Below are 26,012 nucleotides of genomic sequence, written 5' to 3'. Positions count from 1 at the left end.
TTCTTTCTCCAAATTCTGATTACTAAAGCGTTAAGCATCCATTTCATTGCGCATTGGCAATAAAACACCACGTAAGGCTTCAGCGATGTGTTCTTTTGTATTGTGTTGATTGGCAGCAATGGCATTAACTAAAACGCTGCCGATGATAACGCCGTCGGCACATTGGCTCACCGCAGCAGCAGTTTTTCCATCACGGATACCAAAACCCACACCTATGGGTAATTTGGTTACTTCTCGTAACGAATCCACATGCTTTTTAACGCTATCAACATCTAATTCCGCTGACCCTGTCACCCCTTTTACCGAGACGTAATACACATAACCAGAAGCCAAATCACAGATTTTCTTAGCTCGTTCAGGTGTTGTTGTCGGTGACAGCAAGTAAATAAGGTCAATTGCGTTATTTTGGAAGCATTCTACTACATCTGTCGCCTCTTCAGGAGTCAGATCCACTAATAAAATCCCATCAACACCTGCTTCTTTTGCCGCATCAGAGAATTTTTGATAACCAAAAAACTCAATGGGGTTTAAATATCCCATTAAAACAATAGGCGTATGGGTATTGTGCTGTCTAAAGCTAGCAATGATTTCCAACACTTTTTTGACACTGGTGCCTGCTGCCAAGCTGCGCTCACAAGCAAGCTGAATTACAGGACCATCAGCCATAGGGTCCGAGAAAGGCATACCAATCTCAATAACATCCGCACCAGAGTCAACCAAGGCATTCATTAAAGTTAACGTATGATCAGGGCTGGGGTCACCCGCTGTGATATAAGGAATAAGCGCCTTTTTGCCCGCTTGCTCTAATGTTTCAAAACACTGTTTAATGCGGCTCATACTTCAATTCCATCTAATTCAGCAACGGTAAGGATGTCTTTGTCTCCACGACCAGACAAGTTAATCACAACAATTTGATCTTTCGCCATGGTCGCTGCCAGTTTCATGCCATACGCAACAGCATGGCTGGATTCCAACGCTGGCATGATACCTTCTAGTCGGGTTAAATCACGGAACCCTTCCATTGCTTCGTCGTCATTGATCGCCACGTAATTAGCTCGGCCAATGTCTTTTAGCCAAGCATGCTCAGGCCCAACACCTGGGTAATCCAAACCAGCTGAAATAGAATGCGTGCCGATAATCTGACCGTCATCATCGGCCATTACATAAGTTCGATTACCGTGTAAAACACCAGGGCGACCCGCGCTCAATGGGGCGGCATGACGACCCGTTTCGACACCATCACCGCCGGCTTCAACACCATACATAGCCACACCTTCATCTTGTATAAAAGGATGGAACATACCAATTGCATTGGACCCCCCCCCAACACAAGCGACAACCGCATCTGGCAAACGACCTTCCTGTTCCATACATTGTGCTTTGATTTCGCGACCAATAATTGATTGAAAGTCTCGTACCAATTTAGGGTAAGGGTGTGGACCAGCGGCAGTGCCAATGATGTAGAAAGTATCATCTACATTACCGACCCAATAACGCATGGCCTCGTTCAAGGCGTCTTTTAAGGTTTTAGTGCCAGATTCAACGGATATTACTTCGGCACCCAGTAACTTCATGCGGTAAACATTCAACGACTGGCGCTTAATGTCTTCGGCGCCCATGAACACCTTACACTTAAGACCTAGCCTTGCCGCCACGGTCGCTGAAGCCACACCGTGTTGACCTGCGCCAGTTTCCGCAATGATATTAGGCTTACCCATATGTTTGGCTAATAAAGCTTGTCCAATGGTGTTGTTAATCTTGTGCGCGCCCGTGTGATTAAGATCTTCACGCTTTAGGTAAATCTTGGCACCACCGGCCTTTCTAGTTAACCGATCTGCATAATACAGAGGCGATGGACGTCCTACATAATGCGCTAAATCGTAGTCAAATGCCGCTTGAAACTCACTGTCTTTTGACAAGCGCTCGTACATGGCGGCGAGATCATCCAATGCTGACATCAGAGTTTCTGATACAAACACACCACCGTATGGACCAAAACGACCATGAGAATCGGGTAAATCGAGAGGGATATCTTTATTATTCACTTTTGGCTCCACCAATGAAGGCTCTTACTTTAGGCTCACTCTTGAGGCCTTTTGATAATTCTACGCCTCCGCTTACATCTACTGCGTAAGGCGCGACTTGTTTGACCGCTTGTTTGACATTATCGGGAGTTAACCCACCGGCCAAAACAAGAGGTTTAGATAGGTTTTTAGGGATCAATGACCAATCAAATACTTCCCCCGTCCCCCCTGGCACATCAGGCTTATAGGCATCCAACAAAATAGCGCTGGCACTTGGGTATTGGTCGACCAAGGCAACAATGTCGTCTCCTTGTTTCATTCTCAGCGCCTTCATAAAAGGTCGTTGATAAGAACAACATTCTGCTTCCGACTCATTGCCATGAAACTGGATCATCCACCGAGCACTACCATTGATAACGGAAACTATCTCTTCGTGGGTAGCATCAACAAACAAAGCAACAGGCGTGATAAAAGGAGGCAGTTGTGCCACTATGTTATTTGCCGTTTCCGGCGATACATACCGAGGACTTTTTGAGTAAAATACAAAGCCTAATGCGTCTGCACCGTATCGACAAGCCATTAAGGCATCGTCAAGGTTAGTGATCCCACAGATTTTAACTTGGCAGTTCATAAGGTGGCTCTTCAACAGGCGGTAGAAAATGTGGCCCTAACGGCCGAGAGGGAACATTAAAATGTTCTGGATATTGTGCATCGACAAAATATAAGCCCGTTGGAGGGGCTGTGATACCCCCTTTGGTACGATCTTTTGCATCAAGCACTGTTTGCGCCCAAGCTACCGGTTTTTCGCCCGCGCCAATGGCCATTAGTACACCGGCAAAATTACGAATCATATGATGCAAAAACGCATTCGCTCTCACATCCAATACTATGTATTGACCCAATTGCTGAACATCAAAATTTAAAATGGTTCGTATCGGTGTGTGCGCCTGACAACCAATGGCCCTAAAAGAAGAGAAGTCATGTTTGCCCACAAACTTCTTCGCGGCTTGCTTCATGGCTTCCACATCAAGATTCTTATAAGTCCAAGTGACACCACCAGCTAATAATGCTGGCCGCAATGGAGCAGAATAAATCACATAACGATAGCGTCGACTTAACGCACTAAAACGCGCGTGAAAATCATCCGCTACGTATTGAGCCGCCACCACACAAATATCAGCGGGAAGATAAGTATTTACCCCTAACGTCCACGCCCTCTCATGTCGGTCGACATGGGTTTCAAAATGCACCACTTGAGCACTAGCGTGCACACCTGAATCGGTTCGACCTGCACAGATTACTTTCACTGGGTGATCTGCAATAACCGATAAGGCTTTCTCTAGGTTTTCTTGCACACTGGGAACATCGTATTTTTGTGCTTGCCAGCCCTTGTATTCAGAACCGTTGTATTCAACGATCAACACTACTTTTTTTAACGTTTGATGATCAGTCACTTGGGAACATTCGCTCCATCATATTATTTGCTTCTGCCACTTGTTGTTCATTTCCAGATTCGGCTACGTCTTCAAGTATTACGCGAGCGCCCTCTTCGTCACCCATATCAAGATAGGCACGCGCCAGATCAAGCTTAGTCGCTGCTTCATCACCACTGGCGTCAAAGAAATCAAAATCCTCTTCTTCATCGCTTTCCTCTTCGTCTTGCGCCGCTTCAGCTTCACCAAACGAAGGCACTTCCTCTTCATCGTCATCCTGTTGGGCTTCGGCCAAACTCTCTTCGATGGAATTGGCTAATGTATCATCAGGAGAACCAGAGAAAACGTCTGATTCGTCTGTATCTTCTTGCTCTTCATCATTCAATAAACTTGATACAAACGACTCCTCTTCACTTTCTTCTGCGCTTTGCTCTTCTGGATCTGATATGTCGGTCTCTGTTTCTTCCGGTTCAATAGGCTCAGGAGTAATGGTTGGCACATCTTCATCATCGATAGCCGCTTCTAGCTCATCGTCATCTTCTTCGGTATCAAGAGGTAATTCCGGCTCAGGCAGTTCGTCTACTTCATCGAACGACGCAAAGATGTCATCGACATCGTCATTTTCAGAAAGTGAATCTGGCGTCTCATTCGAATCACTTTCCAAGTCTTCATCAAATAAGGAAGTCGGTAAATCGTCGGACGCTAGTTCTTCTTCAAACGTACCGAAGTCTTCTAGGCCATCCTCGTCTTTCGCTTCATCAAGATCAAAAGCAAACGGACTCTCCTCGTCTGCCTTATTGTCTTGATCCTCTTCCGCTGAGGCATAATCAGCCGCTGCAACGGCTGCAACCGGCGCTGCAGCAGAAAGATCAAACTCATCTTTTGATGAAGTTTGCTCTTCTTTTTTCTTATTGCCGCGGCGCATCAAGATACCAATTAGGAATCCGAACAGTAGAAGCACTACGGCACCAATGGAAACAATAATAGGGTTGCCAAAAATTTGATTCGTCAAGGAATCAGCTTCGGCCTGTTCTTTCTCGCGTCGAAGCTGATCCGCTTCTAACAACTGATCAACAGTATTCTTTTGCTCTTGTAAGGCTTGTTGAGCACTTATAAATTGCTGTTGCAATTCGGCCATTTGTTTGTCTTTTAGGCTGATCAACTGCTCAAGGGTGGCGAGCTGTTTATTTAGATCATTAAGCTGAGTCGACAACTCGCTTTTCTCGCGCTGCTCTTTATCCAGCATTTCTTGAGAAGCGGACAATTCATTCTGTAACGCTTCGATAGCATTACTGTCTTCACCGGTGTTCGAGCTAGCGGTGTTTTCAGGAAGAATACTTTGGCCTGATGCCAGAGTTAATTTGTCGCCAGCGGTATTTTCTTGGTTTGAAGCGGCCTTCGCTTTAGCTTGTGTATTTAATTGAGCTTGCCCAACTGCCGTATTATTTTGATTTCCTTTAGAGGCCATCCAAGCATCATGCTGTCGCTGAAACTCTTCTTTAGACATGGTCTGGTTAAACAAAGCAATTTGCTCTTGGGTAGGCAAACGAAGCACTGCCCCTTCTTTAAGCAAATTGATGTTATTAGAGTAAAAAGCGTCTTTATTAAGTGCTTGAATCGCCATCATGGTTTGATAAATAGACAACTGATTGGTCGGCCTATTTTGCCCTGCAACAGACCAAAGTGTGTTGCCTTTAACGATGGATTGTTGGCCTTTAACCGGCATCCTTTGAGCTAACGTTGCAGCTTGTCTAAATACACTATTATCAGATGCACTACTCACCGCCTGCACGGATTCATTTCGAGACTTATCAACCAATGCCGATTGATTAACAGGCGCTTTGTATTCTCGAACGACTTGACCACTTGGCCATCGCGCAGCCAAAATAAACCTAAGCTCATCGACTTGTAATGGCTGGTCAGATGATACGGTTACAATTAAGTCTCTGTTTTCGCGAACGACATCAAACTTTAATTGAGATAAAACACTGGTTGCCATGAAGCCCGCTTGGCGAAACTCATTTTCGCTACCTAAACGAACTAGAATATCATTACTGGTTAAACTACCCACATCAGAAAGGGCGATTTTTCCGCGGTATGGCTCGTTCAAATTTGATTGGGAAGTCAATTCACCCAGCTCCAATGCGTAACTGCTGGACACAAAAAATGCACTAGACACAGCAATACTGACGAGGGTTTTTCTGAGCATAAGCTTCCCTTTATTTACAAATTATGAACATAAATGGTCGACCAAGTATCTTACACAGGTGAGCATTTATCAATAGCTTTAGAATCAATGGTTTGGGCTATAACCAAGACAAATCAATAAAAAGCGATAGTAAAGACGGTTTCAACTAAAATGAGATAAAAATCGATCGCGATAATAAAAACCTTGCACATAATCCACACCGATTATTCTAGCAAAAGCCAAGTCTGCCTCCGTTTCTACACCTTCAAGAATAACCTGTTTACCCGTCATTTGAGCAAAATCAATAATTTTTGATACAAACGCCATAAAGTTGGCATCGCATCGATTGGTCAATACACACTTATCAAGCTTAATCCACTCAACCAACTGCAACACCGCCACGGACAACATAGATTTAGGGTTACACAAATCATCCAGAGCCGTTCGAACACCCAGTTGATTAAACACTTCAATCATAGAAAGGCTCATTAATGCATCACTCATCTCAGAGTTTTCTATTAATTCAACAACGACCCTATCCTTACCTTCTTTATGAATCAGCTCAACAAATGCATTACCAGCCACATCCTGACCACAAGCAAAAAAAGCATCTTGGTCTAAGTTAACGAATATTTTTTCATTACTTGATAGCCCTGCTAGTTGAAGCTTCTTTTGTGCTAACTCGACTTGGAACAATAACAATGGGTTGTCATGTAGTGATGCATAAACATAATCTGGGCGAATAAATTCGCCATTCACCATTTTAAAACGAGACAAAGCCTCATAAGCAAACACCTCTCCTGTTTTAACTTCAACAATAGGCTGGTATTCAACACCAAACCGCTTGGACTCAACCAGCTCAAGTAGGCTGTTTTGCGATAATAACGACATCAATCACATCCATTTAAAGAGAATAAGAGGCATTTACAAAATACACCATTATAAAAAAAAACCCCGCCAAAAAGCGAGGTTTTCTTTTTATTTCAATGGGTTAGATCAGGATTACATCATCCCACCCATACCACCCATTCCGCCCATGCCACCCATATCAGGCATTGGCGCATCTTCTTTAGGCAATTCTGCAATCATGGCTTCTGTGGTGATCATTAGACCAGCAACAGAAGCAGCCGCTTGAAGTGCAGAACGCGTTACTTTAGCTGGATCAAGGATACCCATTTCCAGCATATCGCCATATTCACCCGTTGCTGCATTGTAACCGTAGTTACCTTCGCCTTTTTTCACTTGGTCAACAACAACAGAAGCTTCATCACCTGCGTTAGCTACGATTTGACGCATTGGCGCTTCCATTGCACGAAGAGCTAGAGCGATACCGACGTTTTGATCTTCATTGTCACCCATTAGCTCAGTTACTTTCGTCAAAGCACGCACCAAGGCAACACCACCACCAGCAACCACACCTTCTTCAACCGCTGCGCGCGTTGCATGAAGTGCATCGTCTACACGAGCTTTTTTCTCTTTCATTGCAACTTCAGTAGCCGCGCCGATCTTGATGACCGCAACACCACCAGCCAATTTCGCAACGCGTTCTTGTAGCTTCTCTTTGTCATACTCAGAAGAAGAATTAGCAATTTCAGCTCGAATTTGTTCAACACGGCTTGTGATGTTCGCCGCAACGCCAGCACCATCAACAATCGTCGTGCTTTCTTTTGTTAACGTAACACGCTTAGCCGTACCAAGCTGCTCCATTGTAGTTGCTTCTAGGGTTAAGCCAACCTCTTCAGAAATTACTGTCGCACCAGAAAGAATCGCTATATCTTCTAGCATTGCTTTACGACGATCACCAAAACCTGGCGCTTTAGCAGCCGCGACCTTGACGATACCGCGCATGCTGTTTACAACCAATGTTGCTAGAGCTTCACCTTCAACATCTTCCGCAATAATCAACAAAGGACGTGATGCCTTCGCAACGCCTTCCAATACTGGAAGTAATTCACGGATATTGGAAACTTTCTTATCAACCAAAAGAATGAATGGGTTTTCAAGCTCCGCACTCATGGTTTCTTGGTTATTGATGAAATAAGGAGACAAATAACCACGATCGAATTGCATACCTTCAACCACAGCCAGCTCATCATCAAAGCCAGAACCTTCTTCTACCGTGATAACGCCCTCTTTACCAACGCGCTCCATGGCTTCTGCAATAATTTTACCCACAGAAGAATCAGAGTTAGCTGAAATTGTACCTACCTGCTCAACCGCACGAGTATCGGCACAAGGCGTAGAAAGCGCCGCCAATTCTTTCACAACAGCGGCAGCAGCTTTATCGATACCACGCTTAAGATCCATTGGGTTACGACCCGCAGCAACGGATTTAAGACCTTCTGTGATCAAGGCTTGAGCCAATACCGTTGCCGTTGTTGTACCATCACCTGCTACATCGTTAGCTTGAGACGCCACTTCTTTAACCATTTGCGCGCCCATATTCTCGAATTTGTTTTCCAATTCGATTTCTTTGGCAACGGTCACACCATCTTTAGTAATTAAAGGAGAGCCAAAAGACTTCTCGATAACCACGTTGCGGCCTTTAGGCCCCAAGGTTACTTTAACCGCATCGGCAAGAACGTTTACACCACGTAGCATTTGCTGACGTGCACTGTCTCCGAATTTCACTTCTTTCGCTGACATGTTTTTATACCTTTAACTGTTTTAAATGTTTCAAATCAAATAGAAAATCAAACTAAATTAGGCTTCGATAACACCGTAAATTTCTTCTTCTTTCATGATAAGCAGTTCTTCACCGTCGATTTTAACTGTCTGACCTGAGTATTGGCCAAACATCACTGTATCACCAACGTTAACAGCCAATGCTTGCACATCGCCATTAGACTGAATACGACCCGTACCCACAGCCAAAACCTCGCCTTGCGTAGGTTTTTCTTTAGCCGATCCAGGCAGTACGATACCAGATGCGGTTGTTGTCTCTTCTTCTTTACGGCGAACAACGACACGATCGTGCAGAGGACGAATATTCATCAATCTTAATCTCCAATTAAAACAATACCAGGACACCCTGGCGGGATGTTACCTCACTTTTAAAAGCGAGAGTTTATGTCGGTTTTTATATACGGCTGGTAATCCGTTTTTCAACCCAATTCAAAAATTATTTTTTATCAATTAGATCCGTATCTTCATTCACATACTCACCTTCGATGATTTCGCCATCTGAGTCGGTGCGAGTTTGCGAGCGATAGTGGCTTTGATAGCTGCTTTGAGCGCCAGAGCGCCATTGCGTGCCCTTTGCCATCATTGAGCTCATTAATTTAACCACAATGCCTGCCGCAAATAACTTTCTCAGCGGCGGCACTAATAACAAACCTCCTATTGCATCGGTCACAAAGCCAGGAATTAACAGGCACAAGCCAGCCAGTATCAGCATCATACCTTCCGCCACTTCCGCGGCTGGCAACTCCCCGCGACGCATTTTTTCTTGGGCCTTCATTGAGGTCTCCAAACCTTGCTTACGAATCAAGGTAACCCCTACAATGGCAGTAAGAAATACCAAACCAACCGTCGATAAACTGCCGATTTTGCTACCGACTTGAATCAACACGGTCATTTCAACGATTGGCACTAGAATAAAGAGTAAAAGAGCAAATCTCATGAACACCTTCTTTAATTTATACTGTTTGTCTTATCTATGGGCAGCACATTGACTAATCAAGCGATGGTACACTTTAAATCTCAAGTGTTCCTTATTTTGAGCATGGTGCCAGCGGGAGAATGCATCGCCTATGGTGAATTAGCACGCGAAGCTGGATTTCCAGGCTATGCTAGGCAAGTAGGCCACTTGTTGAAGCAGCTACCAAAGGATACCCGTTTACCTTGGCACCGTGTGGTAAACGCTCAAAGACGCATTAGTTTTGCTGAAAATTCAGACGCCTATCTAAACCAAAAGGCAAAACTCGAGATGGAAGGTTGGCTCGTCGTTGGCAACAAACTCGTTACCAACGACAGCGCAAAGTAGACGATTTAGTCTCTGAAGTTCGTAAATTGCACCGGCTGCGCTAAATCCGCACCGCGCAATAACGCCATTACCTGCTGTAGATCATCGCGCTTTTTACCCGTTACCCGCAATTGATCGCCTTGGATTTGCGCCTGCACCTTGGCTTTGCTGTCCTTGATCAACTTGACGATTTTTTTCGCTTCGTCTGTTTCAAGGCCTTCTTTCATTTTAACGCCCTGAGAAGCGCGCATATTGCCACGCACAATGTCTTCTTTCTCAATACTCTTCAAATCAATACCACGTGCAACCAACTTCTGATTCAAAATGTCTGACATCTGGCGAAGCTGTGGTTCGGCTTCCGCCTCCATCACAACACTGGTTTTATCTTTGATTTCATAATGGGCTTTTACCCCTTTAAAGTCGTACCGTGTGGTAATTTCACGGTTCGCTTGATCAACGGCGTTACTGACTTCGTGCCAGTTTAGTTCAGATACTACGTCAAATGATGGCATTTTCTGCTCCTTAACCTTTCCAATAGTGTAGATTTGGCGCGATAATAACAGGGATTGAAATAAAACACCTAATGGAAACCTATTATGAAGAACACGCCTTGGTTAGTCATCGGCGCTGGCGCTATCGGTCTTTTTTGGGCTTGTAAGCTCGAAAAGCTCGGCCATAAAGTCCATCTTGTGTATCGATCCGAGAGTCCTGGCAATAAGATTACGCTGGAATCGCTCACGGACGAAGAAGGTCATCAGCAAATCAGTGTCTCTAAACACAAAGTCAAAAGCCTTACCCCGAGCGAGCTTTCTAGGCAATACGATAAGGTGTTGCTTTGTACGAAATCCTTCGATCTTACCACCGCGTTTGCGCAAGTTGCTGACTTTATTACCGACGATGCCCACGTTGCCTGCCTATGCAATGGCATTGGGGCTCAAGAAGCGCTTCAAAACGCCTTGCTAGATAGCCAAACCTTATGGGCAGGCACCACCAGCGAAGGGGTACTAAAGATTGAAAAAAACCATATTAAACACACAGGCCTTGGCGATACTTACTTTGGTCTGTGGCGACGAGATGACAAAAAAGAGACGACAGACTTTCCCCTCGAAAACATGACGGTCATCAACATTCATCAACGAATGATCGAAAAGTTAGCGGTTAATGCTGTGATCAACCCTATTACAGCCATTTTCAATATCCACAATGGCGATATCCTTAACGACGAATTCAAGCCTTTAATGGAAGCCACTTTGGCTGAGTTAGGCACCATGTTTACTCATGATAAATTTGGCTATGCACAAGAAAGCCTTCACCTTACCGCAGACAATCTGAAAAATCGTGTCAGCACCATCGCTCAGCTAACACGACTAAATCGCTCATCCATGCACGAAGACATTCGTCTTCGCAGACAAACCGAGAATGATTTTATTTCTGGCTTTTTACTAGACAACAGCCCCATTGAATTACCGATTCAACGCATGCTGTATGAAGGCGTCGCCCACGCAGAACAAAGAGAAGATGTGAAGAAGAAATTATTAGGCATGACCTCATAGCAAAGGTCTAAAAACTCTACGTACAAATAAAAACGCCGCGATGATCGCGGCGTTTTTGTGTCACTGCTTACCTAATGTAAGTAATCCACTAGATTTTGGAGATTTTCTCTTTCGTCAGCAGGATTTTCTTGTCTTTGTACAAAGCACCAAGGGCTTTTTTGTAGGTCGCTTTGCTCACCTTGAACACAGCGTAAATCGCTTCTGGCGACGCTTTATCAGTTAATGGTGACTCGCCACCGTGAGCATCCAAATATTCTAGAATATCGTCCAGAATGTTACGTACTTTCTTGTAACCAACTTCTTGTAAGCTCAAGTCAATTTTACCGTCTTCGCGCATTTGCTTAATAAAACCAACGGTTTTTTCACCTTTACGAAGCTGACGAAACGCATCTTCGAAGAAAAGTACACCCCAAAAGCGATTATCTATGATGCACTTAAAACCAATATTGGTTTTGTCGCCAATGATGATAGATACTTTTTCGCCGACCCGGTAAGGCGCTGCTTCGCGATTCAGCAAGGCATCGATGCGTGTTGTGGCGACAATACGGTGAGTAATGTTGTCTAGGTAGATAAACAACAAATGTGTTTCGCCTTCTTCAACACGATTTTTTTGCTGACTAAAAGGCACCAACAAATCTTTTGGCAAACCCCAGTCAAAAAACGCACCGACCTGATTTACTTCACAGGCGGTCAAACCGGCAAATTCGCCCACTTGCGCTTTCGGAAAGTCGGTCGTCGCAATGAGCTTATCGTCCGAATCTAAATAGATAAACACTTCTACGTCTTGATCGACGTACACATCTTTTGTGACATAGCGTCTTGGCAATAAAATCTCGCCTAGATCACCTGCGTCTAAATACACACCAAAATCTTTTTCTTTAACGACTCTTAATGTATTTAAGCGCCCAATTTGAGTAGCCATGAATTCTCCAACAGCATTTTTTGTCGCACTATACGCACTTCATTAACAAGCGCAATATGCATAAAATATAAATCAATGTTCGTCGATATTAACCCGCATACAACCCGAAAAAACCTCATCTAATGTGGGTTTTCCAAGAGATTCCATTTTTGTAATGTTTTGACTAGGGATCTCAGTCGTATCGCCATAAAATTCAATAGCCTTATCTAAACTGGCTTCCCTTAATAAGTGCAGCATGGGGTACGGTGAGCGATTGGTGTAATTTGATACATCGTCCGCCTCGGCACCGGCAAAACAATAATTTGGATGGAAAGTCGCTAACTGATAAATACCTTCACAACCTTGCTCTGCCATAAGGTCTTCTGCAGTATCAACAAAGTCCAAATAACGGTGAAAATCACTAAACAAGGTAGGAAACACCAACAGTGTGGTTTCTGTTTCTGGGTGCTCATCTAACCATTGAATCTCAGTCATCAACTCTTCAAGCGCCACATCCATTTTTTTCGAGCGCAATACGGTGCATCGCACGCTGTCTTTCTCAACTTCTCGATGCGCAAACGGACACACATTGAACGCCACAATAAATTCTTTCACCCATTTCATTGTCTGGGTGGTAACCAATTCGTCTGATAACAACATGCGGTGTCTTCTTGTTAAAATGATTACTCATTTTAAAACAAAGTACCCAACAAAGCACTCAGAGGACGCATTAAACACCCTGCTGACATATAAACATTCCGATACGGCTTGGTGGGTTTTCTTATTTTGACGGCGAGTTTCCATGCCAAACATTAGAAAACAAGGTATTATGAACACCAGTTTAGGTATAGGCCTATCAAGCCTGGCCATTTTTCCCGCTACAGAGAGTTTACATGTCATTTGCCGAATTAGATTTGGATCCAACGATTGAACAAGCCATCAGTGATCTTGGCTTTGAAACACCGACAGAAATACAGGAACAAGCCATTCCAATCGCATTGGATGGTTCAGATTTATTGGCCACTGCGCCCACAGGCACAGGCAAAACCATCGCCTTTTGTGCGCCTGCTGTTCAACACATTCTCGACCGCGATGAGCAGTCCACCACAGCACCCAAGGTATTAATACTGGCACCGAGCCGTGAATTGGCCCGTCAAATTTTCAATGTGGTTGAGTTGTTAACTCAGCATACCCGCATTCAGTCGCATCTAATCATTGGCGGTACGCCCTACGGCATGCAACAGCAACAGCTTAGCGAGTTATGCGACATTTTGGTGGCAACCCCTGGTCGTTTGGTCGAGTTGGATGAAAAACAATGGTTGGATTTGACCGATGTGTCTTACTTTGTCATCGACGAAGCCGACCGTATGTTGGACATGGGCTTCGTCAGCGCCATCAACCACATTGCCAAAGAATTACCACAAGAACACCAAACTCTGATGTTTTCCGCCACACTAGAAGGCGAGAAAATGGGACGCTTTGCCAGTGCCTTGCTCAACAGCGAAACCCAGCAGATTCGCTTAGGCGAGTCGTCTCGCACCGTGCCAAACCAGATTCGTCAAATCGCTTACCGTGTTGACAGCGAAGAACACAAAGAAGCCGTGCTCAAGCACTTGCTGACACAAGAACGCGTTCAACAGGCGGTTCTGTTCGTATCAAACCGCGAGCACGTAGACATTTGGGTGCAGCGCATTCGCAACATGGGCTTAATGTGCGACGGCCTACACGGCGAGATGAAGCAAGGCGATCGCAGCGAACACATGAAACAAATGAAACGGGGTCGCTTGCAAGTGCTCGTGGCTACCGACGTGGCCTCTCGTGGTATCGATCTTCCCGAAATCAACACCGTGATCAACCTACGCTTACCGCGCAAAGCCGACTCTTATATCCACCGTGCTGGCCGTGCATCTCGTGAGGGCGCACCAGGCGACTGTATTTCCTTGATCGACATTAACGACTTACCGATGATCGAAAAAATACAGCGCTTCATGCAAGCCAATATCAAATTCGGTCGTATCGAAGGGCTAGAAGCCAAAACCAAAGCGCGCTCGCCCAGTGCGAAGAAAAACAAAAAGAAAAAACCAACCGACAAAAAATCCGCGGCTAAGAAGTAATCATCTTCTGCATTACTGATTTCAATAGAAATCAATGAATCCTAAAAAAAGCGCCTTGCAATTTGCAAGGCGCTTTTTTGTTTTTACTTGCTAGATAACTAAAGCGTTTAAATCGGGTCGAATTTCAATGTGTGAAATTTGCGTTTTGCTTTGGTTTCTAGGTAAAGGCGGTTGTGTTGATTAACATGCACTTTCGTTGGAACCAATTCCGCCACGTCGATGCCATTTAGTGTCAATTGCTCGGCTTTGTCTGGGTTGTTGGTAAGCAGTCGCACGTTGGTAGCACCCAATGCTTTAAGCATGTCAGCGGCGATACCAAAGTCTCGGCCATCGTCGGGCAGGTGAAGCATTTCATTGGCTTGGTAAGTATCGTAACCTTGGTCTTGCAGTGCGTAGGCTTCAAGCTTTGCATACAAACCAATGCCACGACCTTCTTGGCGAAGATACAAAATATAGCCACCCTCTTCGTTAATACGATCAATGGCTTCGTCAAGTTGTTCACCGCAATCACAACGACCCGAACCAAACACGTCGCCGGTTAAACATTCTGAATGCAAACGCACCAAGGGAACATAATCGTCTGCTTTTTCTTTTGTGCCTTCGAAATAAATGCCGATGTGTTCTTTGCCTGAGTCATCGCCATTAAAGGAAATAAACTCGGCCATCACGTCACCCGCCCGAACGGGAATCATCACTCGACGCTTTATTGTCAAATCGCTCATAACTGCTTCTCTCTGGAGACTTTCTTTCGGTATGAATTATAACGCTCATTAATTTGGTCAAAAGCAAAAATATCAACACTAAATGAGGAAATAAGCCATTAAATTAAATGATCTAAGGGTAATGAGGTGCGATTAATGATTTTTCTCAACAAGAAACTCGAGTGCACCCCCGTGACGCCCGGTATTCTTGTCAATCTACCCAGAAGAAATTCTTGGTAGCGATCCATGTCTTCTACGACTACTTCGAGGAGATAATCCGCCGACTGCCCCGTCACCAAATTGCACGATTTCACTTCAGGAAAAGACGCCAGTGTGGATTCAAACACTTCAAATCGATCCGGTGTGTGTCGGTCCATGCTAATCTGGATAAACACCGACAATTTCAAGCCTAATTTACTTTGATCTAACAAGGTAACGCTGCGATCAATCACGCCGCTCTCTTCTAGCGCCTTCACGCGCCTCAGACAAGGAGACGGCGATAAACCCACTCTGTCGGCCAATTCTTGGTTGGTTAAGCTAGAATCTTGCTGTATTTCGCGTAAAATCTTCAAATCAATTTTATCAAAACCCATATTGCTCACCTTTTACTGCTAATTATTCAGACAAGTGAACAATATAATGCCATTAATCTTGATTTTTACACTAAAAAACGCAATCTTTTACCCTATAAAATTCGCTATGATAGATTCATAGACAATCACTAAACCAAGTGACATCAATAATAATCAGAGCTTACCCGCTCGACCACATGAATAAGGGAAACATCATGACCGCTTTTGATCATACTAAATACACGCCATTCAAACCTGTCGCCATTACCAATCGTGCATGGCCAGACAACGACATTACTCAAGCACCTATTTGGTCAAGCGTGGATCTTCGTGATGGCAACCAAGCACTGGTCGAACCTATGACCGTAGAACAAAAGAAACAATTTTTCGCGCTCTTGGTAGACGTGGGCTTTAAAGAGATTGAAGTGGGTTTCCCTGCGGCTTCACAGTTAGACTTTGACTTTGTTCGCTGGTTAATCGAAGAAGAGCAAGTGCCAGACGATGTGTACATTCAAGTATTGACGCAAGCTCGCCCTGAATTGATTGAGCGCACTTACGAGTCGTTAAAAGGGGCCAAAAAAGCCATCGTCCATGTATATAACTCCACCTCGACTACTCAGCGTGAGCAAGTGTTCCGCATGGACAAAGAAGGCATCAAGCAAATCGCTGTTAATGGAGCGAAATGCGTAAAAGAACACGCCGAGAAACACCCTGAAACAGAGTGGGTGTTCCAATATTCTCCTGAAAGCTTTACCGGCACAGAAATTGATTTTGCCGTAGAAGTCGTTGATGCCGTCACAGATGTTTGGCAACCAACACCAGAGAACAAGGTCATCATCAACTTGCCTGCAACAGTGGAAGTATCTACGCCTAATCGCTATGCCGACCAAATCGAATATTTTTGCCGCAACGTGCAAAAACGTGACAGCATGTTTGTTAGCTTGCACACTCACAACGACCGTGGTTGTGGCGTAGCGGCAGCGGAACTTGGCATTATGGCAGGCGCAGATCGCATCGAAGGCACCTTGCTTGGTAACGGTGAGCGTACCGGCAACATGGACGTAGTGACCATGGCGATGAACATGTACAGCCAAGGCATTGACCCTAAATTATCATTAGGCGACATGGACCGTATTATCAGCGTGGTTCAAGCCTGTACTTTATTGCAAGTTCACCCGCGCCACCCTTACGCTGGTGAATTGGTTTTCACCGCATTCTCTGGCTCTCACCAAGACGCCATTAAGAAATGCTTGGCCAATCAAACTGATGACAAACCATGGGATGTGGCGTACTTACCAATTGACCCTCGTGATGTAGGCCGCAGCTACCAAGAAGTTATTCGTGTGAACAGTCAGTCTGGTAAAGGCGGCATTGCTTACACCCTTGAGCAAGAATACGGTTTGGCTTTACCTCGCTGGTTGCAAGTAGAATTCAGCCCTATCGTGCAGCAGTTTGCTGAAAAAGACGGTGGCGTTGTCGATGCGCAGTCTATGAAAGATTTGTTCGAAAGTAGCTTTATGACGGGAACAGCGCCTTACAAATTGGGCAAATACGACTTGGCTAAAGATGATGTTGATACAGTGCGTGCTGAGTTAACCAGTAGCAGTAATAGTGTACAGATTTCAGGGGATGGCAACGGGGCTTTGTCGGCGTTTAGCGAAGCATTGGGAACGCACTTTGGCATGCGCGTCGACATCATTCAATACCAAGAGCATGCTCTTACTGTGGGTAGTGATTCCCAAGCGATTGCTTATGTGCAAGCCAATATAGATGGTGATCGTTACAATGGCGTTGCCATCGATACTGACATTGTTTCTGCTTCTATCCAGGCTTTGCTAGCAACCGTTAACCAAAAAGTGACAGAATCTAGTAACTCAGCTGTCGCATAAATCGTAAGCACCTTGGTTTCTTTACAATATAAAAGCCGATGACTTTAGTCATCGGCTTTTATATGCCTGTTTGCTTGCCTAACTGACCAGTAAAGTGGAAAACCACATTAATTAGCATACGTAGATTTAATGGACCATATTACGAGCGTGATAAATAACTCGATTTCGACCCGATCTTTTGGCTTCATACAAGGCTTGGTCTGCGCGTTTAATCAATGTATTGATGTTGTCATTCTCAACAGAATGAAACATGGCAACGCCGATACTGACGGTGACAGGAATGTCATGCCCTTCAAATGTTGTCACATGGCTTTCAATGTATTTGCGAACTTTATCGAAAGCGGCAAACGCATCCGCTTCGTTAAGGTTTTCTAAAATAACGCCAAATTCTTCCCCTCCAAGGCGACCGATAATCACTTTATCGTTGAGGCTTGCCCTGACACACTGAACCACCTTAATTAACACTTCATCGCCCGCATCGTGACCGAAAGTATCATTTACCGCTTTGAACTTATCTAAATCAAACATGCCGCAGGCAAAGGGCATGTGAATCTCACGGAAATGCAGCATTGCCTGTTCAAGGGCGCTTTCAAAAGCACGTCGGCTAGCCACACCGGTTAAATAATCCGTTGAAGCCAGACGCTCCAAGGCCAAGTTCGTTTCAACAAGACGTCTCCTCATGTCAGCAATGCGCTGCATTGCCAGCATTTTAACAGACAGAATTTTTTGGCTGATGGGCTTGATTAAGTAGTCATCGCCACCCGCTAAAATGCCTTCTACAATGCTCTCTTCTTCCGAGCTAGCACTAAGAAAAATAACCGGAAGCCACTCTTGTTTTTGTGACTCTTGGATAGAGCGAATCGCTTTCACAGCCTCAATGCCACTGACATTTGGCATGGTCACGTCCATCAGGATAAGATCTAAATCTTGCCCATGTTCAAGAAAAAGATCGATGGCTTCTTGACCGTCGTGTGCTTCAATCACCACGCAGTCTAGTTTTGATAAGTACAACTTGAGCAACACACGATCTGTGTTGGTATCGTCGACTATAAGTACCTTCATAGGGTTACCACTAGGTTCTGAAGCTCTGCTTTCGTACGCTGATAACAAGCCAAAATCTCTGTTAGCTTTTCATTCAATAACAATACCGCACCACCTTTGCTTTCTTGCTCAAGTTGTTTTGCCATAGAAGATAATTGCAACGCTCCCACACTCAAGCTAATGGATTTTAAACTGTGGGCAGAGCGCATTAACACGTCAGCGTCTACGCTACGGCTCTCTTCCACTAATACCGCTTGGAATGTTGCCATAATGGCATCGGCGTCATCAGTAAAGGCGCTGACTAACAATAAAAAATCATCACCTAATACGGCCTTCAGGTCTGCTAGGACACTCTTTGCAATCACCACATCAACCGTATCTATAAAGGTAGATTTTATAATAGGCGTACAAGTCGCCTCTGCAGTTGCAGTTTCATTAGATGCGTTTGGCGTTGGCATAAACTCATCCAACATACCTATAAACTCCTTTTGGTTGAATGGCTTTGGAATCAAACCATCTCCTCCCGCTCTGAATACAGCGGTTAAGGTATCCGGCATAACATCGGCCGTTAATGCTAAAATAGGCACTCGTTTGCCAATGTTTGCTTTTTCTGCTTCACGAATCGATCGTATGGCTTCGAAGCCATCCATCACCGGCATATGCAAATCCATAAGAATAAGATCTGGTTGCTTTTCCTCCCATTCAAGCACGCCTATTTCTCCGTTCAAGGCGCAAATCACATCGAAACCTAACTTAGTCAACATCCCTTCCGCGACGGCTAAATTGGTTTGCATGTCTTCCACGACCAAGATCAAACCGCGTCTCATGGGTAAGGATTTTTGCGCTACTGAGCCACGAGTGCCCTCAGTCTTCTTTGTAAGCTCAATACTAGAAGGACTAATACTCGCCAACACATGACTTTCGGGCAAACTAAGGGTTACCGTAAAAGTCGATCCCACATTGAGTTCACTGGTCAGGCTAATATCACCGCCCATCAGATCAGTCAGTTGTTTAGTAATCGCCAATCCTAGTCCAGTACCGCCAAACTTGCGCGTGATCGAGCTGTCCGCTTGAGTAAAGGCCTGAAACAAACCTAATTGAGCGGCCTCTGAAATCCCGACTCCTGTGTCTGAAACGCTAACAGACACTGCGATCAAACCATTGGCTCGCGCAACACCTTTCACCGAAATCACCACACCACCCACTTGGGTAAATTTGATCGCATTGCCGATAAGATTAGTGACAATTTGCTTAATCCGAAACACATCGCCGGTAAAGAGCTTTGGGCAAGATGCCTGATAATCAACTCGCAACGAAAGCGCCTTTTTCTCAGCACTCAATTGCAATAAGCTGACGACGCTGCAGATGGCATCCTCAAGATTAAAGTCAACTTGTTCAATCGACAACTGTCCGGCTTCGATTTTAGAGAAGTCTAATAAATCATTAATCAAGCCTAACAAACTGTCTCCAGACGCTCGCAAAATAGCTAACATTTCAGTTTGTTCTAGGCTCAAATCGCTGCCAGCTAAGAGGTCTGCCATTCCCAAGATACCATTCAAAGGGGTCCTGATTTCGTGACTCATGGTAGCTAAAAAATCGCTTTTGGCTCTACTGCCAGCAAGCGCTTGTTGACTGGCTTCACGCAATATGGCCTCTGTCTCTTTGCTTGACGTAATATCCATATTCACGCCCACTAGGTGTGTCGCTTCGTCTGATTTGTTGAACACCATGGCCGCATTGGATTTAAGATAGCGCGTCTGACCGTCTTTGCGCAGGACTCTGAATTCAAAATCCATTATATTCGAAATATAAGACGCTGCTACCTTACCTCGCCTCTCCTTGTAGGTCTCAACGTAATTAAGTGCCGTGTCTAGCTTTGGCCTATCTTCCGGATGAATGCAGTCAGTCCAAACATCGCTAGGAAAAGCCCCCTCTTCTTTGCTAACACCGTAGAGACGATACATCCAATCATCCCAGCGCACTTTTTTATCATGCAAATCCATTTCCCACACACCAATACCTGCTGTATCGGCGGCAATAGACATTCGTAGGTTGGTCTCAAGCATCTGTTGCTCAACAGCAAGACGCTCACTGACATCTCGAATATGGGCGATAAAACCACCTAGGCTACCATCCTTATTCTGAATTTGGCTGGTCATGGTTTCGGTATGGAAACACCGCCCATTACTGTCTTTGTATTCCACTCTATGGCGATTTAAAACATCACTACCTTCACTCCGATACGCTTTCCCTTGAGTGGTGAAGTCGCGATTGTCTGCATACAGCATTTCTGTAGTGTTACCCAACAATTGTGACTCATCGTAGCCAAACATCTCTATAAAGGCAGGATTGATCATCCGTATTGTACGGTTTTTATCCACTAAGATGACCGCTTCTGGCGCATTAATAAAAAGCGATTTGAATCGTTGTTTTTGCTCTAGAACAGCTTCTAAATTGAGGCGCTGTTGCTGCTCTGCATACTTCAATTGAGTAAGATTTTGGTGTCTTGTGATTTCATTACCGATCCATTGAGCAAGCAACTTCATGATTTCGTCATCATCGTCGCCAAACGCCCTCTCTTTCGGATTTGGACTGGAAAAATTTAACGTTCCCCAACGTTGGCCATTCACATAAATCACCACACCAATATAGGCCTCTAGACCAAAATTCAGATAGCATGGGTGTTCTTTGATGTCACTAAGGGCGGTATGAAAATAAGACACAGGTGAGTCAGTATTAAGCGTATGAACGCAGTAAGTATTTCCTAGTTCAAACTGAGCTCCAGCCACGACTTCATCGTTTGGTGTTTGACAATATTCAACCTGGTAAACATCAGCATTAATTGAGCTGATCAAGCCAATGGGCAAAGCAAACTGCTCAACACCCAACTGAAGAATTTTTTGCAGTTTTTCATCCAATGAAAGATGAGTATTGGCCGTAATTTGATGCAACCACTTAAGTGTCTGAACCGTTCGTCGCTGACTGGTTACATCTTGAGTCGATAAATATAATCCCGTCACCTTGCCCTGCTCAAAACGTGGCGAATAAGCCGCTTGGTAGAAACGCCGTTCACCATCCGCACCCTGCTTAACTTCATAATAAAAGCTGACATTGTGACCACTAAGGGCCTTATGCAGTTCGGCCACTACCTTAGAATAGGTATCTACCGATAAGCATGACTGTACAGATTGCCCGAGAATGCTCTCTTTGCTCATGTTGAAGCGCTGCTCATAAGCATCATTAATAAACTCATAACGCAGCTGTGCGTCTACCAAAGCAATATAAGCAGGAATGGTATTATTAAGACTGAAAAAGTCGCTGTAACCCAATGAAGAAAAACGTTCTGCTGGAGGCTGGATAGGTAATAGGTCGACAAACACATCATGAAGATTGGAAATATAATCGGTACAGACAGTTTCGCTTAAAGCACAGGGTATATGAGATAGAAAAAAAAGCCATGCCCTCTGCTGATCTAAAGGTTCAACAATCACGCAATGAATACTCGGCAGCACATTGCTTAGCTTTATTTTGCTATTTTGCGTTGCCACGTCTAAGTAGACAACGCGTTGACGAGGCAAATGATGACGAACATACTCAACCAGCTTGTTTGAGGTTACCTGCGGCAAACTACCCGACAACTGGCATCTACCATCACCGAACAATAACCCTGAACAAGGCAAACCCACCAACTGCCTTGCAACATTTAAAGGAGCATCAAATGATCGCATTCCTTCCCTGCAAAATCTGTGTTAAAGGTGCTGTGAAAGCTCAGACCAGACGCATGCTTTCACTGTGTTTGAATACATGAATTTACTACATGAGTTTATCAACAAGAATGCAGTCTTCTGTCTCGTTGCGGCTTGCTTTGACACGTTCTAATACTTTTTTAGCTGTCTCTTTTTGGCTGTCAGGAAGGTATTTTGAGTCTACTGTTTTTTCCAGCTTTTCCAGATAATCGTTTAACTTGGGGGTACAGTAATCCTCTAATGCTAGCGCATTACTTGAACCCAGAATGGCCGCACTTGCTAGTAAAACAACACTAAAAGATAATTTATAATGCATACTACAACCCCTAAATTTTATTAATAATTTGAAAATTAGAGCACATGACATAAGAAAGTAAAACAAAAACTCACTTTAGGGACCACAAACACCAGTCAGACAAACGATCAATACGTATTCACCTTGCCACATCAAACACGAATATAAGATACTCTATACAAAGAACCCTACAAAAAATCTATGCAGAGCAAATACACCATGACGACACCCTACAACAAGCTCACCCCAAAAGAAGCCAGCGTTATCATAAATAAAGGCACAGAACCGCCTTTTGTCGGCGAATATACGGATACCGTGGCAGAAGGTCTTTATGTTTGCAGACAATGTAACGCGCCGCTTTACACTTCTGAACACAAGTTCTTATCACACTGTGGCTGGCCTAGTTTCGACGATGAAATACCCGGTGCGGTTAAACGTCTTCCGGACGCCGACGGACGCCGTATTGAGATTGTCTGCGCAAACTGCGAAGGTCATCTGGGTCATGTTTTTGAAGGAGAAAGACTAACGGATAAAAACATCCGCCACTGCGTTAATTCCATCTCAATGACTTTTAAAAGCAATGCCTAACTAATGCAGTAAAAAAGCAAATGCGTACAACCAAGGCGTTTGCTTTTGCATCGTTAACTAAAAAATACCAAAAGAGACATATAACCTAGATGTGCAAGGTGATGTATGACAGTGAAGGGAAGTAATCAGGTATTAATGACTTACAAAATGATGTTTGTAATAAGGTGGCATCTCCACCAGCCACACCTCGGCACACAAGTCCACCGCTGTGGCTGCTTCCTTCCGGACCTGACCAGGTTAACGGTTTATTGTTGCGAGGGGACCAGCAGAGACACCATAAAGGAGGCCTGTTGACCTTGGTGCGCAATTATACGCAGCCAATCTGAAATATCAACCGCCTTTCTTACGTATTTTCAAATACTTATAAATTATTCTATTGAGCCTGGTCATCTGCGTCCTTAGCACTCGTTTTGCGACTATGTCGCCTTGTGCATTTAAGATAAGATAGCCCACTATCTACACATAGGAAGTTAGCATGAGTTTAAAAACGTACGAAAACCTTGCCAAGGGTGAATCTCTATCTCTTGATACTGTAATGGCAAATTTGAAAACCGACGATAAAGGCCTTGTTGCCGCCATTGCTCAACAACACGACACTGGCGAAGTATTAATGTTGGCCTATATGAATGAAACCTCGATCAGAGAAACATTACAAACAGGGCAAGTGTGTTATTGGTCTCGCTCACGCCAAACGTACTGGCGTAAAGGTGAAAGTTCCGGTCATCGTCAGCGTTTAGTATCAATGTCGTTTGATTGTGATGGCGATGCTATATTAATAAAAGTCGATCAGCAGGGGCCGGCTTGCCATACTAATCGTCGTGATTGTTTTTTCTTCACTGTTGATGGTGACAAGGTCGTCATTCGCACCGATCCACTTACTGAAGCATAAGGACTTTATCTGTTTTCATTGATATCGACTGTTACTAAAGAAGAGAACCAAAATAAACCTCTCTTCTAAGAAACGTACACCACAAGATTTACGGTTGTTTAGGAGAATTTACATGTGTCGCTGGATGGCGTATCAAGGTGAGCCTGTCTATCTTGAATCCTTACTTTTTAAACAAGAACATTCTCTTATCCATCAAAGTTTAAGCGCTCGCAAATCTTCGGTGACAGTTAATGCTGATGGCTTTGGCTTAGGCTGGTATGACGAACGCGAGGAGCCAGGTTTATATCATGAGATACTCCCTGCCTGGAGTGACAGCAATTTAAAAAGCCTGGCCCGACACATTAAAAGTAATTTGTTTTTTGCCCATGTAAGAGCATCAACAGGCACTGAGACCAGTCGCTCTAACTGCCACCCTTTTAGCTACAAAAATTGGCTTTTTATGCATAACGGACAAATTGGCGGCTATGACGACTTACGCTGGCAACTTGACCGCTTAATTCCTGAGTATTTATATGGCGAACGCCACGGGGCTACCGACTCTGAGCTTATTTTTTTATTGATGATTGCAAATGGCTTGGAAGAAAACCCGCAAAACGCCATCACTGATACTTTATTGCAAATTTTAACCATTATGAAAGAAAAGCGAATAACTGAACCTCTTCGCTTTACCGCCGTTTTTTCTGATGGCGAAAACATCATTGCGGTGCGCTTTTCTAGTGACGATAAAGCGCCCAGTTTATTTACTAAGAAATACAACGATCATTTGGTCATTGGCTCAGAGCCCCTCGATCACTGCAGTGACAGCTGGACTCAAGTACCTGCTGGACATATGGCACTCATTAAGCACAACACATACCAAATACAGCCTTTATCAGCAAAACTGTCGGATTTTTCACTCTCTTAATTAGCCGTCACTAAATTGCCTAACAAGACGCTGTAAGCTTTCAAGTTTATCAACTAGGTCATTTGAACGTCCAACCGAAGATGAAGATAAAGTTTTAGTGGACTGTATGGCATTGTTTATCTTAAAAACATGATCTTTCATATCCTTCGCCACTTGAACCTGCTCATTAATCACTTGGACAGTAGTACGACTTCTTTCTTCAATGGAATAAAGATCGTTCACAATCACTTCAAATGAGCTTTTACTATTTTTTGATTGCTCGACGCTTTTGCTTGAACATTGAATACATGCATTTACAAGTGCCCCAGTTTTTTGAGCAGCTTTCTGTAGGTGTTCAATTTTCGACCTGATTTCATCGACGGAATCATTTGTTTTCCCAGATAGACCTCTGACTTCATCAGCAACTACAGCAAAACCTCTTCCATGTTCACCCGCTCTAGCAGCTTCTATTGCAGCATTTAGAGCTAACAAATTAGTCTGTTCAGAAATCCCTTGAATCATTTCTAAGATAGCTTCAATGCCATCAACATCTTCGTAAAGCTGTGCAAGTGCATCTTTTGAATCATCTAAATATTCACTAAGTTGATGGACTGTTTCTTGGGCATCATTAATGTTGTTCGTGCCTTGATTTGCATTATTCAAAGCATTTTTAACTGACGTACTACTCTCTTGAGCTTGCGTTGCCACATTATCAATTGAGTAAAGCATTTTCTCAGCAGCTAAAGACATCGCATGAGTGGAAACTTCTTTTTCTCCCAACTCATTATCGATTAATTGGCTGTTTTGGACTTCTTTACTAGCATCATTCACAAGAGAGTCTGTCGTTTCACTCACTCGGGCCGTCACCGCTCTTAACTCTGCACATTTTGATATCATAGCTAACTCAATGGCTGACAAATCATCGCACCGTCCTGTATAAGGTCGCTCCATTAAGGGATTGTGGTAGCATTCTTTAGCCAGCTTATTGATTGAGTTTATGCGTTTATTTATGATGAATAAAACGTAAAGTTGAAAGCTCATTAAAGTCAAAAAAATATAGATTAAAGGCCTATCTGAGATAAAACTAAATTCAAATAAAAATAGTGTACAAAGTTGAGTTATCGTTATACCAAGAGCTACTTTTAACCACCTAAGGAAACTGCGATTAAGAATTCGCATTGTGCCCAGAATGCCTAATTTGGTTAAAAACCACAAAAAGTCACTCACTTCG

Annotated in this window: 25 protein-coding genes and 1 other RNA gene; 7 read left to right on the top strand and 19 right to left on the bottom strand. The window is 44.0% G+C overall.

Going from position 1 to position 26,012, the window contains the following annotated elements:
- Positions 1–30 precede the first annotated feature (30 nt).
- The 9 genes from trpA to J9B83_RS13265 all read right to left on the bottom strand — a co-directional run bounded on the left by trpA (position 31) and on the right by J9B83_RS13265 (position 9,267).
- Complete coding sequence (trpA, locus tag J9B83_RS13305) at positions 31–837, bottom strand: tryptophan synthase subunit alpha (protein ID WP_211537324.1); 807 nt, start codon at positions 835–837, stop codon at positions 31–33.
- The gene (gene trpB, locus J9B83_RS13300; RefSeq protein ID WP_211537323.1) at positions 834–2,045 is read right to left on the bottom strand and encodes a tryptophan synthase subunit beta; all 1,212 of its coding nucleotides are present in this window, start codon (positions 2,043–2,045) and stop codon (positions 834–836) included. Before trpB ends, trpA begins: the two co-directional genes overlap by 4 nt.
- Positions 2,038–2,655: a phosphoribosylanthranilate isomerase gene (locus tag J9B83_RS13295; protein WP_211537322.1), complete on the bottom strand. Its 618-nt coding sequence runs from the start codon at positions 2,653–2,655 to the stop codon at positions 2,038–2,040. Before J9B83_RS13295 ends, trpB begins: the two co-directional genes overlap by 8 nt.
- A complete protein-coding gene (gene truA / locus J9B83_RS13290; protein WP_211537321.1) occupies positions 2,639–3,478 on the bottom strand; it encodes a tRNA pseudouridine(38-40) synthase TruA in 840 nt (279 codons plus the stop codon). Before truA ends, J9B83_RS13295 begins: the two co-directional genes overlap by 17 nt.
- Entirely contained in the window at positions 3,471–5,666 is a 2,196-nt protein-coding gene (locus J9B83_RS13285; protein ID WP_211537320.1) for a FimV/HubP family polar landmark protein, read from the bottom strand. Before J9B83_RS13285 ends, truA begins: the two co-directional genes overlap by 8 nt.
- A gap of 141 nt (positions 5,667–5,807) precedes the next feature.
- The gene (locus tag J9B83_RS13280; protein WP_211537319.1) at positions 5,808–6,536 is read right to left on the bottom strand and encodes an EAL domain-containing protein; all 729 of its coding nucleotides are present in this window, start codon (positions 6,534–6,536) and stop codon (positions 5,808–5,810) included.
- Positions 6,537–6,647: 111 nt separating this feature from the next.
- Positions 6,648–8,291, bottom strand: coding sequence for a chaperonin GroEL (gene groL / locus J9B83_RS13275; protein ID WP_211537318.1), 1,644 nt, complete (start codon positions 8,289–8,291; stop codon positions 6,648–6,650).
- Positions 8,292–8,348: 57 nt separating this feature from the next.
- A complete protein-coding gene (locus tag J9B83_RS13270) occupies positions 8,349–8,639 on the bottom strand; it encodes a co-chaperone GroES (protein ID WP_211537317.1) in 291 nt (96 codons plus the stop codon).
- A 127-nt stretch (positions 8,640–8,766) separates the two neighbouring features.
- Entirely contained in the window at positions 8,767–9,267 is a 501-nt protein-coding gene (locus J9B83_RS13265; protein WP_211537316.1) for an FxsA family protein, read from the bottom strand.
- A 48-nt stretch (positions 9,268–9,315) separates the two neighbouring features.
- Between J9B83_RS13265 and J9B83_RS13260 the strand changes: the two genes are divergently transcribed.
- Positions 9,316–9,630, top strand: a complete 315-nt coding sequence (locus J9B83_RS13260) for an MGMT family protein (RefSeq protein WP_236037304.1) — start codon at positions 9,316–9,318, stop codon at positions 9,628–9,630.
- A 5-nt stretch (positions 9,631–9,635) separates the two neighbouring features.
- On the opposite strand, the gene J9B83_RS13255 is transcribed toward J9B83_RS13260, so the two are convergent.
- A complete protein-coding gene (locus J9B83_RS13255) occupies positions 9,636–10,121 on the bottom strand; it encodes a YajQ family cyclic di-GMP-binding protein (protein WP_211537314.1) in 486 nt (161 codons plus the stop codon).
- A gap of 84 nt (positions 10,122–10,205) precedes the next feature.
- Here J9B83_RS13255 and J9B83_RS13250 point away from each other — a divergent pair, with 84 nt between their 5' ends.
- Complete coding sequence (locus J9B83_RS13250) at positions 10,206–11,162, top strand: ketopantoate reductase family protein (protein WP_211537313.1); 957 nt, start codon at positions 10,206–10,208, stop codon at positions 11,160–11,162.
- An 88-nt stretch (positions 11,163–11,250) separates the two neighbouring features.
- Here J9B83_RS13250 and J9B83_RS13245 read toward each other — a convergent pair whose 3' ends face one another.
- Both J9B83_RS13245 and J9B83_RS13240 read right to left on the bottom strand, forming a co-directional pair.
- A complete protein-coding gene (locus J9B83_RS13245; protein WP_211537312.1) occupies positions 11,251–12,084 on the bottom strand; it encodes a CvfB family protein in 834 nt (277 codons plus the stop codon).
- A 72-nt stretch (positions 12,085–12,156) separates the two neighbouring features.
- Positions 12,157–12,723: a DUF1415 domain-containing protein gene (locus J9B83_RS13240; protein ID WP_211537311.1), complete on the bottom strand. Its 567-nt coding sequence runs from the start codon at positions 12,721–12,723 to the stop codon at positions 12,157–12,159.
- 233 nt (positions 12,724–12,956) lie between these two features.
- Here J9B83_RS13240 and J9B83_RS13235 point away from each other — a divergent pair, with 233 nt between their 5' ends.
- Positions 12,957–14,177 carry a DEAD/DEAH box helicase gene (locus tag J9B83_RS13235; RefSeq protein ID WP_211537310.1) on the top strand — a complete coding sequence of 407 codons (1,221 nt, stop codon included), beginning with the start codon at positions 12,957–12,959 and terminating at the stop codon, positions 14,175–14,177.
- A gap of 107 nt (positions 14,178–14,284) precedes the next feature.
- Here J9B83_RS13235 and ribA read toward each other — a convergent pair whose 3' ends face one another.
- Together ribA and J9B83_RS13225 are read right to left on the bottom strand one after the other, a co-directional pair.
- Complete coding sequence (ribA, locus tag J9B83_RS13230) at positions 14,285–14,899, bottom strand: GTP cyclohydrolase II (protein WP_211537309.1); 615 nt, start codon at positions 14,897–14,899, stop codon at positions 14,285–14,287.
- Positions 14,900–14,997: 98 nt separating this feature from the next.
- Positions 14,998–15,471, bottom strand: a complete 474-nt coding sequence (locus tag J9B83_RS13225; RefSeq protein WP_211537308.1) for an Lrp/AsnC family transcriptional regulator — start codon at positions 15,469–15,471, stop codon at positions 14,998–15,000.
- A gap of 194 nt (positions 15,472–15,665) precedes the next feature.
- On the opposite strand from J9B83_RS13225, the gene leuA reads away from it, so the two are divergent.
- Positions 15,666–17,339 (top strand): 2-isopropylmalate synthase, encoded by a 1,674-nt coding sequence (gene leuA / locus J9B83_RS13220; RefSeq protein WP_211537307.1) that lies wholly within the window; start codon positions 15,666–15,668, stop codon positions 17,337–17,339.
- A 126-nt stretch (positions 17,340–17,465) separates the two neighbouring features.
- Here the strand turns inward: leuA and J9B83_RS13215 are convergent, their stop codons facing one another.
- From J9B83_RS13215 to J9B83_RS13205, 3 genes are all read right to left on the bottom strand, one after another.
- The gene (locus J9B83_RS13215) at positions 17,466–18,401 is read right to left on the bottom strand and encodes a GGDEF domain-containing response regulator (RefSeq protein ID WP_211537306.1); all 936 of its coding nucleotides are present in this window, start codon (positions 18,399–18,401) and stop codon (positions 17,466–17,468) included.
- The gene (locus J9B83_RS13210) at positions 18,398–22,108 is read right to left on the bottom strand and encodes a PAS domain S-box protein (RefSeq protein WP_211537305.1); all 3,711 of its coding nucleotides are present in this window, start codon (positions 22,106–22,108) and stop codon (positions 18,398–18,400) included. The genes J9B83_RS13215 and J9B83_RS13210 overlap by 4 nt, the downstream gene beginning before the upstream one ends.
- Positions 22,109–22,193: 85 nt before the next feature.
- The gene (locus J9B83_RS13205) at positions 22,194–22,442 is read right to left on the bottom strand and encodes a hypothetical protein (protein WP_211537304.1); all 249 of its coding nucleotides are present in this window, start codon (positions 22,440–22,442) and stop codon (positions 22,194–22,196) included.
- Positions 22,443–22,640: 198 nt separating this feature from the next.
- Between J9B83_RS13205 and J9B83_RS13200 the strand changes: the two genes are divergently transcribed.
- A complete protein-coding gene (locus J9B83_RS13200; RefSeq protein ID WP_211537303.1) occupies positions 22,641–23,009 on the top strand; it encodes a methionine-R-sulfoxide reductase in 369 nt (122 codons plus the stop codon).
- A 171-nt stretch (positions 23,010–23,180) separates the two neighbouring features.
- Here J9B83_RS13200 and ffs read toward each other — a convergent pair.
- Positions 23,181–23,277, bottom strand: an RNA gene (gene ffs / locus J9B83_RS13195) — signal recognition particle sRNA small type.
- Positions 23,278–23,484: 207 nt separating this feature from the next.
- Here ffs and hisI point away from each other — a divergent pair.
- Positions 23,485–23,898: a phosphoribosyl-AMP cyclohydrolase gene (hisI, locus tag J9B83_RS13190; RefSeq protein WP_211537302.1), complete on the top strand. Its 414-nt coding sequence runs from the start codon at positions 23,485–23,487 to the stop codon at positions 23,896–23,898.
- 112 nt (positions 23,899–24,010) lie between these two features.
- Entirely contained in the window at positions 24,011–24,802 is a 792-nt protein-coding gene (locus tag J9B83_RS13185; RefSeq protein WP_211537301.1) for a class II glutamine amidotransferase, read from the top strand.
- Here the strand turns inward: J9B83_RS13185 and J9B83_RS13180 are convergent.
- The coding region (locus J9B83_RS13180; protein WP_211537300.1) for a methyl-accepting chemotaxis protein at positions 24,803–26,012 on the bottom strand (1,210 nt) is incomplete at its 5' end.

It is taken from the genome of Marinomonas vulgaris (assembly GCF_018145875.1).
GTDB lineage: Bacteria > Pseudomonadota > Gammaproteobacteria > Pseudomonadales > Marinomonadaceae > Marinomonas > Marinomonas vulgaris.
The sequence above is the reverse complement of the archived record's forward strand: the minus strand, read 5'-3'. Positions and strand labels throughout refer to the sequence as shown.